This window comes from Bacillus sp. N3378-2at (assembly GCF_033412715.1).
GTDB classification, from domain to species: domain Bacteria; phylum Bacillota; class Bacilli; order Bacillales; family Bacillaceae; genus Bacillus; species Bacillus subtilis.
This window is the reverse complement of record NZ_CP117986.1, coordinates 3,173,850-3,190,877: the sequence shown is the minus strand read 5'-3', so window position 1 is coordinate 3,190,877 and position 17,028 is coordinate 3,173,850. Positions and strand designations below refer to the sequence as shown.

The 17,028-nt window shown below is 44.8% G+C and carries 15 protein-coding genes and 1 pseudogene; 4 read left to right on the top strand and 12 right to left on the bottom strand.

What is annotated here, in order from left to right; genetic code table 11:
• Positions 1–146 precede the first annotated feature (146 nt).
• From PUN35_RS17050 to PUN35_RS17030, 5 genes are all read right to left on the bottom strand, one after another.
• Positions 147–284 (bottom strand): hypothetical protein, encoded by a 138-nt coding sequence (locus tag PUN35_RS17050; protein ID WP_014481198.1) that lies wholly within the window; start codon positions 282–284, stop codon positions 147–149.
• Positions 284–922 carry a fructose-6-phosphate aldolase gene (gene fsa, locus PUN35_RS17045; protein ID WP_003227626.1) on the bottom strand — a complete coding sequence of 213 codons (639 nt, stop codon included), beginning with the start codon at positions 920–922 and terminating at the stop codon, positions 284–286. Before fsa ends, PUN35_RS17050 begins: the two co-directional genes overlap by 1 nt.
• 119 nt (positions 923–1,041) lie before the next feature.
• Entirely contained in the window at positions 1,042–1,899 is an 858-nt protein-coding gene (locus PUN35_RS17040) for a class II fructose-bisphosphate aldolase (RefSeq protein ID WP_003243339.1), read from the bottom strand.
• Positions 1,900–2,079: 180 nt separating this feature from the next.
• Positions 2,080–2,454 carry a sporulation initiation phosphotransferase Spo0F gene (spo0F, locus tag PUN35_RS17035; RefSeq protein ID WP_003227621.1) on the bottom strand — a complete coding sequence of 125 codons (375 nt, stop codon included), beginning with the start codon at positions 2,452–2,454 and terminating at the stop codon, positions 2,080–2,082.
• Positions 2,455–2,603: 149 nt separating this feature from the next.
• Positions 2,604–3,728 carry an IS4-like element IS4Bsu1 family transposase gene (locus PUN35_RS17030; protein WP_031601042.1) on the bottom strand — a complete coding sequence of 375 codons (1,125 nt, stop codon included), beginning with the start codon at positions 3,726–3,728 and terminating at the stop codon, positions 2,604–2,606.
• Positions 3,729–4,034: 306 nt separating this feature from the next.
• On the opposite strand from PUN35_RS17030, the gene PUN35_RS17025 reads away from it, so the two are divergent.
• The gene (locus PUN35_RS17025) at positions 4,035–4,556 is read left to right on the top strand and encodes a DUF2529 domain-containing protein (RefSeq protein WP_014481199.1); all 522 of its coding nucleotides are present in this window, start codon (positions 4,035–4,037) and stop codon (positions 4,554–4,556) included.
• Positions 4,557–4,637: 81 nt separating this feature from the next.
• Here the strand turns inward: PUN35_RS17025 and pyrG are convergent, their stop codons facing one another.
• The 4 genes from pyrG to PUN35_RS17005 all read right to left on the bottom strand — a co-directional run bounded on the left by pyrG (position 4,638) and on the right by PUN35_RS17005 (position 10,429).
• On the bottom strand, positions 4,638–6,245 hold the full coding sequence (gene pyrG / locus PUN35_RS17020) for a glutamine hydrolyzing CTP synthase (protein WP_003227612.1): 1,608 nt from the start codon (positions 6,243–6,245) through the stop codon (positions 4,638–4,640).
• A gap of 241 nt (positions 6,246–6,486) precedes the next feature.
• On the bottom strand, positions 6,487–6,993 hold the full coding sequence (gene rpoE / locus PUN35_RS17015; RefSeq protein ID WP_014481200.1) for a DNA-directed RNA polymerase subunit delta: 507 nt from the start codon (positions 6,991–6,993) through the stop codon (positions 6,487–6,489).
• A gap of 182 nt (positions 6,994–7,175) precedes the next feature.
• Positions 7,176–8,315 (bottom strand): acyl-CoA dehydrogenase AcdA, encoded by a 1,140-nt coding sequence (gene acdA, locus PUN35_RS17010; RefSeq protein WP_014481201.1) that lies wholly within the window; start codon positions 8,313–8,315, stop codon positions 7,176–7,178.
• A complete protein-coding gene (locus PUN35_RS17005; RefSeq protein ID WP_014481202.1) occupies positions 8,312–10,429 on the bottom strand; it encodes a heterodisulfide reductase-related iron-sulfur binding cluster in 2,118 nt (705 codons plus the stop codon). The genes acdA and PUN35_RS17005 overlap by 4 nt, the downstream gene beginning before the upstream one ends.
• 154 nt (positions 10,430–10,583) lie before the next feature.
• On the opposite strand from PUN35_RS17005, the gene cls (PUN35_RS17000) reads away from it, so the two are divergent.
• The 3 genes from cls (PUN35_RS17000) (at position 10,584) to PUN35_RS16990 (ending at position 13,108) form a co-directional block, all read left to right on the top strand.
• Positions 10,584–11,780 (top strand): cardiolipin synthase, encoded by a 1,197-nt coding sequence (gene cls, locus PUN35_RS17000; protein WP_014481203.1) that lies wholly within the window; start codon positions 10,584–10,586, stop codon positions 11,778–11,780.
• A gap of 12 nt (positions 11,781–11,792) precedes the next feature.
• The gene (uvsE, locus tag PUN35_RS16995; RefSeq protein WP_014481204.1) at positions 11,793–12,755 is read left to right on the top strand and encodes a UV DNA damage repair endonuclease UvsE; all 963 of its coding nucleotides are present in this window, start codon (positions 11,793–11,795) and stop codon (positions 12,753–12,755) included.
• A gap of 80 nt (positions 12,756–12,835) precedes the next feature.
• Positions 12,836–13,108 carry a hypothetical protein gene (locus PUN35_RS16990; protein ID WP_003227597.1) on the top strand — a complete coding sequence of 91 codons (273 nt, stop codon included), beginning with the start codon at positions 12,836–12,838 and terminating at the stop codon, positions 13,106–13,108.
• Positions 13,109–13,149: 41 nt separating this feature from the next.
• Here PUN35_RS16990 and PUN35_RS16985 read toward each other — a convergent pair whose 3' ends face one another.
• From PUN35_RS16985 to cls (PUN35_RS16975), 3 genes and pseudogenes are all read right to left on the bottom strand, one after another.
• Complete coding sequence (locus PUN35_RS16985; protein WP_014481206.1) at positions 13,150–13,674, bottom strand: dihydrofolate reductase family protein; 525 nt, start codon at positions 13,672–13,674, stop codon at positions 13,150–13,152.
• 9 nt (positions 13,675–13,683) lie between these two features.
• Positions 13,684–15,406: pseudogene (locus tag PUN35_RS16980) on the bottom strand (ABC transporter ATP-binding protein).
• Positions 15,407–15,494: 88 nt separating this feature from the next.
• Positions 15,495–16,997, bottom strand: a complete 1,503-nt coding sequence (gene cls, locus PUN35_RS16975) for a cardiolipin synthase (protein WP_014481209.1) — start codon at positions 16,995–16,997, stop codon at positions 15,495–15,497.
• Positions 16,998–17,028 lie beyond the last annotated feature (31 nt).

Sequence of the window (17,028 nt, the reverse complement as noted above, 5' to 3'; positions counted from 1 at the left end):
AATTCGAAGAGAAAGAATACAACACATTGTAAAATATCAGGAAGAAAATAGCGAAGCTTTGGGGAGTACAGGTTTCAAAAGATGCACAGAGACCCGCCGGCTCGAGAGACATCGTCGTCATCCGGCAAAAGCAGTACGCATACCCTTCATTCCGATATCAGCTTCTGCAGCCCAATGATTCCTTCTCTGTAAAGCGGCGTCAGCATCTGAAGATCCGCTGTATCAGGTCGGTGAAATACAAAGGCAGCGGCAAACAGCATAAAGCTGTTTGCCGCCCCTTTCATTATTTGTTCCAGTCTGCCAGGAATTGTTCGATTCCTTTGTCTGTTAACGGGTGTTTAGTGAGCGCATGAATGACTTTCAGCGGCATTGTGCCGATATGAGCCCCTCTAAGAGCGGCTTCTGTCACGTGCTGCGGGTGGCGGATGGACGCTGCAATGATTTGTGTGTCAAGGCCGTGAATATCAAAAATCTGTTTAACTTCTGAAATCAGGTCAAGCCCGTTGTGGCCGATGTCATCTAAACGTCCCAGGAATGGAGATACATATGTTGCCCCCGCTCTGGCAGCAAGAAGCGCCTGGTTGGCATTGAAGATCAATGTAACGTTTGTTTTGATGCCTAAGTCAGTAAGTGCTCTTACCGCTTTTAAACCGTCAGACGTCATTGGGATTTTCACCGTAATGTTCGGAGCGATCTTCGCCAGTTCTTTTCCTTCCTCGATCATTTCCTCAGCTTTCAAAGAAATAACCTCTGCGCTTACAGACCCTTTCACGACGTCTGTGATCTCGCGAAGACGGTCGTGGAATGATACGTTAGCTTCCTTTGCTACTAAACTAGGATTCGTCGTTACACCGGCGAGAATTCCTAATTCATTCGCTTCTCTAATTTCATCGATATTGGCTGTATCAACAAAGAATAACATTTTCAAAAAGCCTCCCTGATTAAGAAATTTTCTGAACTGCGAATATGATTGCGCTTTCTAAAGATAGACGGAAAACCGCCTGTCAAGCTGTCAGGCGGCTATAAAAAGTTCCAATTGAATTAAGCTTGGTTTGAAGAACCAAATTCACGCATTTTACCGATAACTGTTTCTTTGATCGCTTCACGAGCTGGTCCAAGGTATTTACGTGGATCGTACTCGTCAGGCTTAGCTGCCAATGTTTCGCGAACAGCTTTTGCAGAAGAAATTTGGTTTTCAGTATTCACGTTGATTTTAGCTGTACCAAGTGAAATTGATTTTTTGATGTCAGCAGTCGGAATTCCAGTACCGCCGTGAAGAACTAGCGGAAGACCAGTTGATTTTCCGATCTCTTCCATTTCTTTGAAGCCAAGGTTTGGCTCACCTTTGTAAGGGCCGTGAACAGAACCTAATGCAGGTGCAAGGCAGTCGATGCCAGTGCGCTCAACAAGCTCTTGGCACTCTTTAGGATCAGCGTAAATTACGCCTTCAGCGATAACGTCATCTTCTTGTCCGCCTACTGTTCCAAGCTCAGCTTCTACAGATACTCCGTGGAAATGAGCAAGCTCAACAACTTTAGCAGTTGTTGCTACGTTTTCTTCAAATGGATGGTGAGAAGCGTCGATCATTACAGATGTGAAACCTGCATGAATCGCTTTCGCACAAGATTCAAAGCTTGAACCGTGGTCTAAGTGAATCGCAACAGGAACTGTCACTTTGTACTCTTCCATAAGTGCTTTTACCATAGCAACGACTGTTTTGAAGCCGCCCATGTAGCGTCCCGCACCTTCGGAAACACCAAGGATCACTGGAGATTTTTCTTCTTCAGCTGCTTGTAAAATCGCTTGAGTAAACTCAAGGTTGTTTAAGTTAAATTGTCCTACAGCGTACCCTTTTTCTTTAGCTGTATTCAACATTTCCGTCATAGAAACTAAAGGCATGTCGAATGTCCTCCTTATGTAGCCTGATTGTCTTCTAGCGAAAAAAGCTTTCCACCCTAGCATGACCCATATATTGCTGTCATATGTAAATACTCAGATCGCTTTTTCTCCATAACTAGGATACCAACTTTTCGACAAATCGGCAACATAATGACATGATTCATTTGTTTCTTCTTTTTGTCAGTTAGACTTCAGGGGCAGATATTTTTTGACGGCGTCTCTGATTTCGTCGATGTCAAACGGCTTGGCAAAGTGCGTCAGGGCGCCCAATTCCTTCGATTCTTGGATCATGTCGAGCTCTCCGTATGCCGTCATGATAATGACCCGGATGTTTTCGTCAATGACCTTCATCCGTTTTAAGATTTCGATTCCGTCCATGCCGGGAATTTTCATGTCCAAAAGCACAAGGTCGGGCCGTTCTTTTGTCACAATGTCAAGCGCCTGCAGGCCGTTCGCAGCCTGAAACGTCTGGTAGCCTTCTTTATTGAACACTTCATTTAGCAAAATACGAATGCCGTATTGATCATCAACGATTAAAATTTTTTCATTCATCATTTTACACTAGTGTTGCATAAATTTTGACTGAATTTTCTGCTTTCTTGTTTTTGCTCATGAGAAGAAAAACAAAGACATTTGAATAGAGGTAGTTAACATCCATTTTTTTACTATAATCTTTGACGAGTGCAACAGACCTGTGAAATTCTTTAGGGCACGGTTTTCCCTACGATTTTTCGTAGCCATAAATGAGCGGATTTCCATGGTGCCGCTTTGAGTAAGCGACTAATTTGTAAGTACGTCCTTGAACTGTTCGTGTTCAGCTGTGCCAGTACATTTAGGCAATATACAATCATTGCGATATACACTTGATTATGTACGCCTTGTTCGCTCTGCGCGTAGAACTTTTTGATGTTCAGGTGCTGCTTCAGCCATTTAAAAAATAGCTCGATTGCCCAGCGCGACTTATATAACTCAGCGATTTCGTCAGCGCTTAAATCAAATCGATTTGTGATCAGATGCAGTTCGTTTCCTTTTGAATCGAGCACTTTGATGAGGCGAAAAGCGTTTTCTGCACGGTTTTGTGGTGTACCAATCAAAACCATTTCATCTGAAAACACAAGCGAGTCTTCAGGCAGTTTAAATGGCTCGATTACACGAATGACAGCGTTTTTTCGTAAGCGTGACACAAAGAAATACCCATCGTCTGTCATGCGGTCAAATCGTTCATAATCCAAGTAACCCCGGTCAAAGACGTACATGCATTCTTTGTCGTCAACGAGTACTTCCAGCTGACCACGATCATGTTCTTTCGCGTTTGTCAGCACCGCTTTATCTGGATAGGAACAGCCTTTTTCTGCGTAAACAAGACGTAAATGAAGCTTGATGCCCGACTTTGTTTTACGGAATTCAGCCCACTTATGGTTTTTCAAGTTCAATGGCAACGTACTCGAGTCGATAATTTTCAGTGGTGTTGTCGTTTCTCGGCGCTGCTCATAATGTGATTTCTCGTGAATTTGGGCAACTAAATCCAAAAATACCTGTTGGAACACTTCAGTCGGCACTTGATTTAATCGGCGTCCGAGCTGCGAAAAGCTAATCGCTTCTAAATGCGTCGCTTTTTGAAGCTCGTCAGAAAATAATGTCTCACTGACTGCACGCAGACTCTCGGTTTCATTGAGCTGAGCGAATACGAACAATTTCAAGAATGACGCAATATGTAGCTTCTTTGTATAGTAATTTAATTGATAGCTTTCAACCAATTCCTCGAGTTTTGTGGAGAAAATCGGTGAAAACCATTGTTCAAATGATGTTTTTCGTGTAAACTTATCCATGCTTATTGTCCTTTATTTTGGATTTGGATGGTTTATTACCGCCCTACCATTATAAAGGCTTTTTTTATGCAAAGATAAAATTACTGAAAATTTAGTTTTTTATAAATCGTTGAATTATTTTAATGCGACACTAGTGATCATTTTACACCCCAATATTATGATTTTCGTCAAAAGTAAGCAGTATTGTATGTATTCTGTTTGATTTTCCTATTTCCTTTAATTATAATAGTCTACTTTACGATATTTTCTGAGCATTTTCTCTTTTGTTGTATACTGATATTGTACGTTATAAAGGAGGATTCACTTATGTTGAAAATATTCACGACGCAGTTAACAGGTATTTTTTCCCGCATTCAGGATAAGGAATCTGACGCGATTGAAGATGGGGCGCGGCTGCTTGCTCAAGCGGTGATCAGCGGGCATTCCATTTATTTATACGGAGCGAATGAGCTTCAGGGCGTCTTTTTTGAGGCCACCGAAAGCAAAGAACCCTTCCCATCTGTCAAAGCCTTTCCAGAAAGCGCTGAGGAAGTGACAGAAAGCGACAGGGTGCTGATGTTTTGTTCAGGGACGGGCACAGCCGAAGAACAGGCGCTCGCAAAAGAGCTTTATGAAAAAGGTGCGGGAGTCGTATGCGTATCGCCCGCAGCCAAAGACAGTGCGGGAATAGAACAGTATTGTGATGTGCATATTGATTCTAAATTAAAAATGCCGCTTGTTCCCGATGAAGACGGCACCCGTTACGGGTTTCCCTCTTTAATGACAGCACTGTATGTCTATCACGCTTTATCGTTTACACTAAAAGAAATTCTGCAAGAGTATGCATAATATCTTATTGTACATGCTGGAACTTGCCGGAAACAAATAAAAAAGACTTGCCCGCTTTTGACAAACGGCAAGTCTTTTTTATTACTTCTGATTTGCAGCTTCGACAGACGCTCCGATAAAGCCTTTGAATAGAGGCTGAGGTCTTGTCGGTCTTGACTTGAACTCTGGATGGAACTGAGAAGCCACGAACCAAGGATGGTCTTTCAGCTCGATGATTTCAACAAGGCGTCCATCAGGGCTTGTGCCTGAGAATACGAAGCCTTGCTCTTCCATTTGCTGTCTGAATTCATTGTTAAACTCATAGCGGTGGCGGTGGCGCTCGTACACCACTTCATCCTGATACACTTCAAAGGCTTTCGTGCCTTCTTCAAGCTTACAAGGGTAAAGGCCGAGACGAAGCGTTCCCCCGAGATCCTCCACATCCTTTTGTTCAGGAAGAAGATCAATGATCGGGTATTGAGTTGACGGATCAATTTCCGCTGAGTGAGCGCCTTTTAAGCCCAATACGTTTCGTGCGTATTCAATAGACGCCACCTGCATGCCCAAGCAAATACCCAAGAACGGAATGTTGTTTTCGCGCGCGTATTTTGTCGCGACGATTTTGCCTTCAACACCGCGGTCTCCGAATCCGCCCGGCACAATGATGCCGTCTGTTCCGCTTGTGAGTTCTGCGATATTGTTTTCTGTCACTTCTTCCGCGTTGATCCACTTCACTTTTACATCTGTGTCAAACGCATAGCCCGCATGGCGGAGAGACTCGACAACAGAAATGTATGCGTCAGGAAGCTCAACGTATTTGCCGACAAGGCCGATTGTAATCGTTTGAGACAGGTTGCTGACTTTGTTAACAAGCTCTTTCCACTCGGACATTTCCGCTTCTTTGCATGCCAATTTCATGTGCTCGCAAACAAGCTTATCAAGCCCTTGTTTTTGAAGCTCCAGCGGAATGGAGTAAAGGTTGTCCGCATCTTCACATTCAATAACCGCTTTTGTATCGATGTCGCAGAAAAGCGCGATTTTATCTTTCATATCTTGAGAAATCGGCATTTCTGTACGAACGACGATGATGTTTGGCTGAATGCCCAAGCTGCGCAATTCTTTTACGCTGTGCTGTGTCGGTTTTGTTTTTAATTCGCCAGCAGCTTTAATGTAAGGTACGAGCGTACAGTGGATGTACATTACGTTTTCACGGCCGATGTCGCTCTTCATTTGGCGGATCGCTTCAAGGAATGGCAGTGATTCGATGTCTCCGACAGTACCGCCGATTTCTGTAATGACAACATCTGCGTTTGTCTCTTTCCCTGCGCGGTAAACACGGTCTTTCAATTCGTTTGTGATGTGCGGAATGACCTGTACGGTTCCTCCAAGGTAATCTCCGCGGCGTTCTTTTTTAAGAACTGTTGAATAGATTTTACCTGTTGTCACGTTGCTGAATTTATTCAGGTTAATGTCGATAAAACGCTCATAGTGACCAAGGTCCAAGTCTGTTTCAGCGCCGTCATCCGTTACGAATACTTCACCGTGCTGGTACGGGCTCATTGTTCCCGGGTCAACGTTGATGTATGGATCGAATTTTTGAATCGTCACGTTCAGTCCGCGGTTTTTCAGCAAACGCCCTAATGAAGCTGCTACAATACCCTTTCCAAGTGAGGATACAACTCCCCCGGTTACAAAAATATATTTCGTCATTTCTTTTGCTCCTCTCTTCGCTCTTAGCTACATTTTTAAAATGTACTATTTTATAAAAAATCATTTAGCCTTTTAAATGATTTATAAGAAAAATGAAGGGTGAAAATAAGAAAGCTCCCTTTCAATTTCTTGAAAGGGAGCATAACGTACTATGTTCTCTCTTCGTTTTTGAAGAGCCCAAAATACATACTACATAGTTCGACTATGAAAGTCAAGATCGTTTTGAAGATGAAATCTGATACTATTTAATTTCCTCTTCTTCATCATCTTCATCAACAATATCTTCTTCGATCTCAAGATCGTCGTCGTCTTCGTCAAGATCTTCATCGTCAAAATCGTCGGCTTCAAGATCGAGTTCTTCCTCAACTTCATCCAAATCAAGGTCGTCTTCGTCGATCTCTTCAAACTCGTCAAGATCAAGATCTTCTTCGACTGCTTTCTTCGCTTTTTTCTTTTTCGCCTTGACTGTCGGCTGAGTTTCTTCATCAAGCTGATCATACGGATACCAGCTGCGAAGCCCCCACGTCTGGTCAGATAGCGCCAGGAAGCGGCCGTCAATGTTTAAATCTGTATAAAATTGAGCGATGCGGTCTCCAAGCTCTTCTTTTTTCACGCCGAGCAAAGATGCGATTTCATTTAAAAGCTCCTGAAAAGGAACTGGTTTTTTATGTTCTTCAAATAATTCGTGAGCGATTTCAACTAAAGCCATTTCCTTTAGCTCTTCCTGTGAATATTGTTTGATACCCAAGGTCGGACACTCCCTTTCTATTACTTATATGTATCTGTTTTATCAATAATGAAAGCGATTTTGTATCGTTCTTATACAAACCATACCTCTCATTATAAACAAAATAAAACAGAATATGCTACCCTTAACAGCGTTAATTTAAATAATTTTACAAGAGTGATCCGACTGAGAGATGTTTTCCGTTAATCCGCGAGCATTCTGGAGATGACCAGTCTTTGAATTTCTTGAGTGCCTTCATAGATTTGCGTGATTTTTGCATCACGCATATAGCGTTCTACCGGATAATCTTTTGTATAGCCGTAGCCGCCGAAAATCTGCACGGCTTCGGTCGTTACCTTCATCGCCGTATCCCCAGCCATCAGTTTGGACATAGCGGAAGCTTTTCCATATGGAAGGCCCGATGATTCTAACCACGCAGCCTGATAGGTCAATAGCCTTGAAGCTTCTATCATTGTCGCCATATCCGCGAGTTTAAAAGCGATGCCCTGCTGCTCGCCGATCGATTTTCCGAATTGCTTTCGCTCTTTTGCATATTGAAGCGCCGCATCAAGCGCTCCTTGGGCGATGCCTACGGCTTGTGCAGCTATGCCGTTTCTGCCTCCGTCAAGCGTCTTCATCGCGATTTTGAAGCCTTCTCCTTCTTGTCCGAGACGCTTTGATGCGGGCACTACACAATCTTCGAACATGATTTCCGTTGTCGGTGAAGAACGGATGCCCAGCTTCTTTTCTTTCTTGCCTGTAAAAAATCCTTCAAAATCCTTTTCTACTATAAAAGCGGTAATGCCTTTTTTCTTTTTCTCGGGATCGGTGACGGCAAAAACAATGTAAATATCAGCAACGCCGCCGTTTGTGATAAACACTTTGGAACCATTTAACACATAGTCATCGCCGATTCGTTCAGCAGTTGTTTTCATGCTGCCGGCGTCAGATCCAGACCGTGCTTCGGTCAATGCGAATGCGCCGATTTTCTCTCCGAGGGCCAGTTGTGTTAAGTACTCTGTCTTCTGTTCCTCCGTCCCAAAGGCAAACAGCGGCCAGCTGCAAAGAGAGATATGGGCTGAAAGCGTCACTCCGGTGGAGGCGCACACTTTTGACAGCTCCTCCACCGCGATGACGTAGGCCAAATAGTCACTTCCGATTCCGCCGTAATCTTCAGGCCATGGAATTCCCGTCAGCCCCAGATTAGCCATTTCCCGAAACAGCTCGCGATCGAAGCGTTCTTGTTCGTCCCGTTCTGCCGCTGTCGGGGCCACCTCATGCTTCGCAAAATCGCGCACCAATTTTCGTATCATCTGGTGTTCTTCTGATAATGAAAAATTCATTGCTTCTCCCCCATTTTCAGATCAGCGCCTAAAACGGATTGAGCCAGAAGCTCGACGACGTCGTACGTTTTGACTTGGTCTTCAGCTTCCTTCGCCTTTGTGCCGTCCCCAAGCATTGTGAGACAGTACGGACAGCCGGAACTGATCACCGATGGGTTGACTGCGAGCGCTTGCTCTGTCCTGGCGACGTTAATCCTGTTGCCTGTTTCTTCCTCCATCCACATTAATCCCCCGCCAGCTCCGCAGCACATGCCGGTTTCCCGGTTTCTCTCCATTTCAACAAGCTGCACGCCCGGAATGCCTTTCAAAATCTCTCTCGGCGGATCATAGACTTCATTGTACCGGCCCAAATAGCATGAATCATGGAAGGTAATCGTCTCATGAAGCGGGTGCTGCGGCTTTAATTTTCCGTTTTTCACAAGCTCGGCCAGCACTTCTGTATGATGATAAACCTCGCCTTCAAATCCGAAATCCGGATATTCGTTTTTAAATAAATTGTATGCATGGGGATCGATCGTAACGATTTTTTTGACATCATTTTTTTCAAATTCAGAAATATTCTTCTCAGCCAGCTCTTGGAACAAAAATTCATTTCCGAGGCGGCGCGGCGTGTCTCCTGAATTTTTTTCTTTATTGCCGAGGATCGCGAAGGACACGCCCGCGTGATTGAGCAGCTTGGCAAAGGAAATTGCGATTTTCTGGCTTCTGTTGTCGTAAGACCCCATGGAGCCTACCCAGAAAAGGTACTCAAATTCTTTTCCTTCTTTTTTCATTTCTTTTACAGTCGGAATCTCAGCATCCGGCGCCTCATCACGCCAATTTTCACGTTCCTTGCGGTTGAGTCCCCACGGATTCCCCTGCCGCTCAATACTTGTCATTGCGCGCTGGGCGTCACTGTCCATTTTTCCTTCTGTCAGTACGAGGTAGCGGCGGAGGTCGATGATTTTATCCACGTGCTCATTCATGACCGGGCATTGATCCTCACAGTTTCGGCAAGTGGTGCATGCCCAAATTTCTTCCTCTGTGATGACGTCGCCGATCAAGCTTGGATTGTAATCAAGCGCCGCTGCGGCTTCCTGCGATCCGCTGCCCGCTGACGCCGCAGCCAGCTGATTGCCTCTCGTATGCCGAAACGCTGCTGCGGGCACCCATGGGGAGCGCGAGGTGACGGCAGCGCCTTTTTCCGTGAGATGGTCTCTGAGACGTAAAATCAAGTCCATCGGAGACAGCATTTTTCCGGTGCCTGTTGCAGGGCACATATTGGTACAGCGGCCGCACTCGACACACGCGTACAGATCAAGCAGCTGAGACTGCCTGAAATCCTCAATTTTTCCCGCTCCGTAGCTTTCTTTCGTTTCGTCGGTAAAATCAATTTTTTCAAGTTTTCCGGCAGATTCCATTCTATTGAAAAAGACGTTTGCCGGGCCGGCGATTAAATGGGCATGCTTAGACTGAGGCACGTACACTAAAAAGCTAAGCAAGAACAGAAGATGGATCCACCATGCGATATAGAAAATCACCGCCGCACCTGTTTTCCCGACTCCGCTAAGCATAAACGCAATACCTGAGGCAATTGGCTCGCTCCAAGAAAGCCCATGCTCATGCCAAATCAGATTCATCCCGTTCCCAAGCAGAACGGTCAGCATTAAACCTCCGATAAAAATGAGAACGAGTCCGGCTTTGAAACCGCGTTTCAGCCTCACGAGCTTTTCGATGTAACGTCTGTAGAATGCCCACCCAACAGCAATTAAAATGAGAAACGTAACAATTTCCTGAAAAAAGGTGAAGGCGGGATAGACCGGGCCAAGCGGCAGATTCCGGCCGGGAGCCAGTCCTTTAATGATAAAGTCAATTGCTCCGAACTGAACCAATATAAATCCGTAGAAAAACATGACGTGAATGATTCCGCTTTTCTTGTCCTTGAGCAGTTTTTTCTGTCCGAATACATTCACCCATATGTCGTGAAGCCGTTCCTTGAACCGTTGATCAAATTGTTCTTTCTGGCCGAGCTTGATGTAGGCCAGTCTCGTTTTGACCAAATACACAAACAAATAGACAGCGTAAGCGGTTACAATCAGAAATAATAATGTATTTGCGATGAGAAAGCCGCTCATTCCAATTCCCCCTTTTTACTGATAAAGACCGCGATCCTCTACCCCCGAATCTGTATAAGATTATCTTTATGATAAATAATGAATGAGTGTTCAGTCAATAATTAAATTCCTGCTGTTCGGGCACACTACCTTTACTACGGAAAGGAGTGCCGGTATGAAAGTATTTATCGTGATTATGATCATTGTCGTTATTTTCTTTGCCTTGATTCTGCTTGATATCTTCATGGGCCGTGCCGGATACAGAAAAAAGGCGTACGAGCCTGTTTTTTCAAAAAAGAAGAGTGACATCGAATTGATCCACTGCGGCGCTGATCTCGTTGAGCGGATGATGAAGGATATTCGCCAGGCCGCCTCTTCTGTTCACATGATGTTTTTTATTATGAAAAATGATGAGGTCAGCCACAATATGTATACCTTGCTGAAAACAAAAGCCCAAGCTGGCGTATCCGTTTATTTGCTTCTGGATTGGGCGGGCTGCCGGGCAATTAAAAAAACGGCGCTGCAGACGATGAAAAATGCCGGCGTCCATGTCCATGTGATGAATCGTCCCCGTTTTCCTTTTTTCTTTTTTCACATGCAAAAACGGAATCACCGGAAGATTACGGTGATAGACGGAAAAATCGGTTATATCGGCGGGTTTAACATCGCCGAAGAATATCTTGGAAAGAAGGCGAAGTTCGGCAATTGGGAGGATTATCATCTGCGCATGATGGGAGAAGGCGTACATGATCTTCAAACGCTTTTTGCTTCTGATCTAAAACGAAATACCGGAATCGAACTGGGTTCGGATGTTTGGCCAAAGCTTCAGCAAGGGGCTATTTCTCACAAGATATATGCGACCGACGGTTATTCCCTTGAAAACATATACTTGGCCAACATTGCACAAGCGAAGAATCGCCTTACGGTTTGCACGCCTTATTACATTCCATCAAAACCGCTTCAAGAGGCCCTTATTAACGCAAGAAAAAACGGCGTATCCGTGAGAATCATTGTACCGATGAAATCAGACCATCCGCTGGTACGAGAAGCAGCTTTTACGTATTATTCGGAGCTCTTGGATGCCGGCTGTCTTATTTATCGTTATTATCAAGGATTTTATCATGTAAAAGCCCTCATCATAGACGACCATCTCAGCATTATCGGAACAGCCAACTTCGATAAACGAAGCCTGTTTTTAAATGAAGAGGTGAATGTCGAAATTGATGACGAAGCGTTTACAAGTGAAGTCTATGCCACGATTGAGGAGGATATGAAAAAGTCGGAGCGGCTGACGATGGAGGATTTCAGCAAGCGCACATTCAGGCAGCGCCCGGCGGAATGGCTCGGCAGGGCATTATCTTATTTCTTATAAAGGAGAGTTCCTATGATTTTCAGATTCGGGTTCGTTTCAAATGCGATGAGCCTTTGGGATGCGTCTCCCGCTAAAACATTGACATTCGCGCGTTATTCAAAGCTTTCAAAGACTGAAAGAAAAGAAGCGCTTCTGACTGTGACAAAAGCCAATTTGCACAATACGATGAGAACCCTTCACTATATCATCGGACACGGCATCCCTTTGTACCGTTTTTCCAGTTCGATTGTGCCGCTGGCTACGCATCCCGACGTGATGTGGGATTTTGTAACACCGTTTCAAAAAGAGTTTCGGGAGATTGGAGAGCTTGTTAAAACCCATCAACTGCGAACAAGCTTTCATCCAAATCAATTCACTCTGTTTACGAGCCCGAAGGAATCCGTCACAAAAAATGCGGTAACCGATATGGCGTATCACTACCGCATGCTTGAAGCCATGGGCATTGCTGATCGCTCCGTTATCAACATTCATATTGGCGGCGCTTACGGAAATAAAGACACCGCCACTGCACAATTTCATCAAAATATAAAACAGCTGCCGCAGGAGATCAAAGAGCGGATGACACTTGAAAATGATGATAAAACATATACAACGGAAGAAACGCTTCAGGTCTGTGAGCAGGAGGATGTTCCGTTTGTCTTTGACTTTCATCATTTTTACGCCAATCCAGACGATCACGCCGACCTGAATGTAGCACTGCCCCGCATGATCAAAACGTGGGAGCGGATCGGCCTTCAGCCAAAGGTTCACTTGTCTTCCCCAAAATCGGAACAAGCGATACGCAGCCATGCCGATTATGTTGACGCCAACTTTTTGCTGCCGCTGTTGGAACGCTTTAGGCAATGGGGAACGAATATTGATTTCATGATTGAAGCAAAGCAGAAAGACAAGGCGCTTCTCCGCTTGATGGATGAATTAAGCTCCATCCGCGGTGTCAAACGCCTCGGGGGCGGTGCGCTGCAATGGAAATCATAAATGTGCAAAAATAGGTTTACGACTTGTCAGCTTTGGGAACTTAGGCTATATAAGACAACAATCGATGGAGGAGAAAGATCATTAAAAATATCAAGTCTCTGAAAGTAGCCGCACAGGCCTTTACTTTAAGAAATTTGATTCATCTTTATAAAATGTGCCATTCCGGAAGCCACGAGGTTTATATTTATTCAAAGAAAACGATGTGCAAAATCAAAAGCTTAATTGAGCTTGAAACATTCCGCATGGCTCATAATGAAAAGGAATATTTGATCGTAGTTGAAGGAACAAAAGCATCACAGCTCATTGAAAAATTCCAAAATCTCATCGAGCCTGCTGAGAGAGAAGCGCTCTAACTTACATACAAAAAAGGATAGACATCTGTCTATCCTTTTTCTTATGCTCTTACATAATGGAGCTGAACCGCTTGTCCAAATTGTTTTGTCCCTTTTAACCGCAGTTTTGTTTCATTTGTTAGTTCGTGAAACAGCGGGATGCCGCTTCCTAAAACGACGGGAATAACAGTGATGATGAATTCGTCGATGGCATCTTCTTTCATAAAGTCATTCACAAGCTCTGCCCCGCCAGCTATCCAGATGTTTGAGCCTTTTTCCTGTTTCAAACGGGCAGTGAAGGCTCTGGCTCCCTCATTGATAAACGTCACATGTTCATCTTGATAACTGTCGGGCGATCCTGTAAAAACATAGCAGGTTTTATCCTGATATGGGAAAACCGGTGTTAGCACTTTAACGTGCTCATATGTGCCCCGCCCTAGAATGACTGTATCAACAGTCTGATAAAAATCACTGTAGCCGTTGTCACCTTCACCTTCAAATTCATCCAGCCAATCGATGCTTCCATCTTCTTTTGCGATCATCCCATCCAATGAAACAGCAATGTACAGCACAGTTTTTCTTTCCATGTTCTCCTCCTATCGCTGCACAATTTGCCCGAATTGCACTTGATGCAGCCTGCTGTATAGGCCTCCGGCTTCGATCAGGTCTTGATGACGGCCTTGTTCTTCAATACCGTTGTTTGTGACAACTACAATTCTGTCCGCGTCTTTGATCGTCGCCAGCCTGTGGGCGATGACAAGCGTCGTGCGCCCCTCAGACAACTCTTGAAGCGCCTTTTGGATCGCCGCTTCCGTCTCTGTATCAAGGGCTGAGGTGGCTTCGTCGAGAATCAAGATCGACGGATTTTTCAAGAACATCCTTGCAATTGACAGACGCTGTTTTTGCCCGCCGGAAAGCTTCACGCCACGTTCGCCAATCATAGTATCCAACCCATCGGGCATGTTATGGACGAGCTCTTCCAGATGCGCCTGCTTCACAGCTTGCCAAATGTCTTCTTCTGATGCGCCTAGTCGGCCGTAGGCGATATTTTCTCTAAGCGTGCCCGAGAATAAGAAAACGTCCTGCTGCACAACGCCAATCTGCCCGCGCAACGAAGAAAGCGTCATGTCTTTTATACTGATGCCGTCAATCGTAATGTCGCCCTCCGATGCTTCATAAAAACGCGGAAGCAGACTGCAAAGCGTTGATTTCCCCGCACCTGACGGACCGACGAACGCCACCGTTTCCCCCGCTTGAATGGATAGGTTGATGTCATTGAGGACATTGTGATGGCCATCATAGCCAAACGAAACATGTTTATAGCGGATATTGCCCTTCAGGCCGGAAACATCTCTCGCATCAGGTGAATCCTGAATGTCCGGCTCTGTCTCCATGAGCTCCATATAGCTTTTGAAACCGGCGATCCCCCTCGGATACATTTCGATAATGGCATTAATTTTGTCAATAGGCCTGAACAGCACATTCGTCAGGAGCACAAACGCCACAAATTCCCCGTACGATAAGGAGCCGCGAATGACAAACCACGTCCCGCACAAAAGAACAAACAGCGTGACAAACCGTGTCAGCATATAGCTGATTGACCCGTTTTTCGCCATGATTTTGTAGGAAGAAAGCTTTGTTGCACGGAAACGCTGGTTGTTGACGGCGAAGCGTTCTTTTTCAAATGCTTCATTTCCGAACGCCTGCACAAGCCGGATGCCGCCGATGTTATTTTCTACACGCGCGCTGAAGTCTCCGATATCCTTGTTCAGCGTGGTAAATGCTTTGGTCATTTTTTTGTTGAAATAAAGCGCTAGCCAAATGACGATCGGCATAATGATAAACGTTAATAAAGCAAGCTGCCAGTTAATAAACAGCATCACTCCGAACGCCCCTAGAATGGTCATGACCGCAATGAATAAGTCTTCCGGACCGTGATGGGCGACTTCACCGATATACATTAAATCGTTCGTGAGCTTCGACATCAGCGTTCCCGTCTTGTTGTTGTCGTAAAATTTGAACGAGAGCTTTTGCAAATGGTCAAAAAGCGACTTTCTCATATCAGTCTCAATATTGATACCAAGCATGTGTCCCCAGTAGGTCACGATATACTGAAGAGCTGAGCGCGTACACCGCAAATAACCCGATTGAGGTCGCGATGATCAGCCCCCAGTCCCTGCCCGGCAGCAAGGTATCAATAAAATAATTGACAATCAAAGGAAAACTCAGCTCCATTAAACCTCCCGCGATCGCTGAGAAAAAGTCGAGAAAGAACAACGTTTTATATGGTTTATAATATGAAAAAAATTGCCGCAGCACCCTATCTTCCCCCAATGTATAAATAACTGATAATATTTCTCAATTATACTATACACGGGCTGTTTTGAAAGATCAGATTTCTTTTTTCTTACAGAACACTTGAAAACAGGCGGGCAAATGACTCTTTTGTCCGGTCAGCCACGCCTCTTTTATAAAAGCCGACAGGGCTGAGCTTTTCACTTTCCTGCATATCCTCTTCAAAATGGACCTCAAGGGTTCGGATCGCTTCGGCATCCGTGAAGAACACATTCACTTCAAAGTTGAGCTGAAAGCTGCGCATGTCCATATTCGCGGTACCGACGGAGGCGAGATCGCCATCAATGATCATGACTTTTTGATGCATGAAGCCTTTTTGGTAGGAGTACACTTCAATGCCCTCAAGGAGCAGCTCCGGGAAATAGGACCTCGACGCGTATTGGGTCAAAAAGCTGTCGTTCTTCTCCGGCACCATAACCCTTACCTCTACCCCCTTTGTCGCCGCTGCTTTTAGCGCCGTGCGAATGGATTCATTGGGGACAAAATAGGGCGTGGCGATCCATATTGATTTCTGCGCTGAAGAAATCATTTCATAATAAAGGTCGCTCATGCTTTCCTTCATGTCAGGGCCTGTTGCGACAATTTGATAAATGCCTCCTCCTTCCACGGGAACCGGGGTATTGTACTCCTCTTGATCAATTAGCACTTCATTGGAGACATATTCCCAATCCAGCATAAAGATAGCGTGGAGCGTTTGCACAATTTCCCCCTCAAGCCGCAGGTGTGTATCTCTCCAAAATCCGATGTACGGATCTCTGCTGATATATTCCTTCCCAACATTTAATCCGCCCACAAAACCGGTTTTCCCATCGATGATCACGATTTTCCGGTGATTTCTGAAATTCAGCTTCTGGTTGAAAAACCCGTATTTCAGCGGAGAAAACGGGACGATGTCCACCCCCGCTTGTTTCATTCTCATAATATCTCTTCTTGCCAGCTTCATGCTTCCTGCCGCATCGTATAAAAACCTCACCTCGACACCCTGGCGCGCTTTCTCCATCATAATGTCCATCATGCCGCGTCCGAGCATGTCTGATTTAAACATGTAGTATTCAATATGTATGTAAGATTCAGCTTTTCTCATCGCTTTGAAAATGTCCGGGAAGGTTTCTTCGCCGTTTTTCAGCACTTTGATGTTGCTTTTCGTATTGATATTCATATGGGCAGCCTTGATGGAATAGGTAAAGAACCTCTCTTGATTGTCCTTCAGCCCTGTTACTTCGGGCGTTTCCTCCTTGTCAAACAGCTTCCTGAGCTTTTCCCTGTTGTACATTCGTTTTGTCTTAAACAGCTTTCCCTTTACATAAAGCTGTCCCGAAAACAGATAAAACACGTAGCCGACGATTGGAAAAAAGACAAGAATATGGATCCATAGCAGCGTGTGCTGCGAGGTGCGGTTTTCAAGAATTAATGAATAGATGCTGAACAAAATAATGCTTATATAGCAAAGCAATCCTCCGTAAAACTCAAGCCTGGAAACCGGAAAAAACCAAATGACATATGCCCCGATGAGCATCATATATAAAAAGAAAAATTCCAGTCTCCTTTTCAGCATCCTGATTCTCTCCAATCTGATTCAATTACCT

Coding starts and splice junctions, on each gene's coding strand:
- PUN35_RS17050 (WP_014481198.1), bottom strand. CDS start 284: ATGAAAGGGGCGGCAAACAGCTTTATGCTGTTTGCCGCTGCCTTTGTA.
- fsa (WP_003227626.1), bottom strand. CDS start 922: ATGTTATTCTTTGTTGATACAGCCAATATCGATGAAATTAGAGAAGCG.
- PUN35_RS17040 (WP_003243339.1), bottom strand. CDS start 1,899: ATGCCTTTAGTTTCTATGACGGAAATGTTGAATACAGCTAAAGAAAAA.
- spo0F (WP_003227621.1), bottom strand. CDS start 2,454: ATGATGAATGAAAAAATTTTAATCGTTGATGATCAATACGGCATTCGT.
- PUN35_RS17030 (WP_031601042.1), bottom strand. CDS start 3,728: ATGGATAAGTTTACACGAAAAACATCATTTGAACAATGGTTTTCACCG.
- PUN35_RS17025 (WP_014481199.1), top strand. CDS start 4,035: ATGTTGAAAATATTCACGACGCAGTTAACAGGTATTTTTTCCCGCATT.
- pyrG (WP_003227612.1), bottom strand. CDS start 6,245: ATGACGAAATATATTTTTGTAACCGGGGGAGTTGTATCCTCACTTGGA.
- acdA (WP_014481201.1), bottom strand. CDS start 8,315: ATGAATTTTTCATTATCAGAAGAACACCAGATGATACGAAAATTGGTG.
- PUN35_RS17005 (WP_014481202.1), bottom strand. CDS start 10,429: ATGAGCGGCTTTCTCATCGCAAATACATTATTATTTCTGATTGTAACC.
- cls (WP_014481203.1), top strand. CDS start 10,584: ATGAAAGTATTTATCGTGATTATGATCATTGTCGTTATTTTCTTTGCC.
- uvsE (WP_014481204.1), top strand. CDS start 11,793: ATGATTTTCAGATTCGGGTTCGTTTCAAATGCGATGAGCCTTTGGGAT.
- PUN35_RS16985 (WP_014481206.1), bottom strand. CDS start 13,674: ATGGAAAGAAAAACTGTGCTGTACATTGCTGTTTCATTGGATGGGATG.
- cls (WP_014481209.1), bottom strand. CDS start 16,997: ATGCTGAAAAGGAGACTGGAATTTTTCTTTTTATATATGATGCTCATC.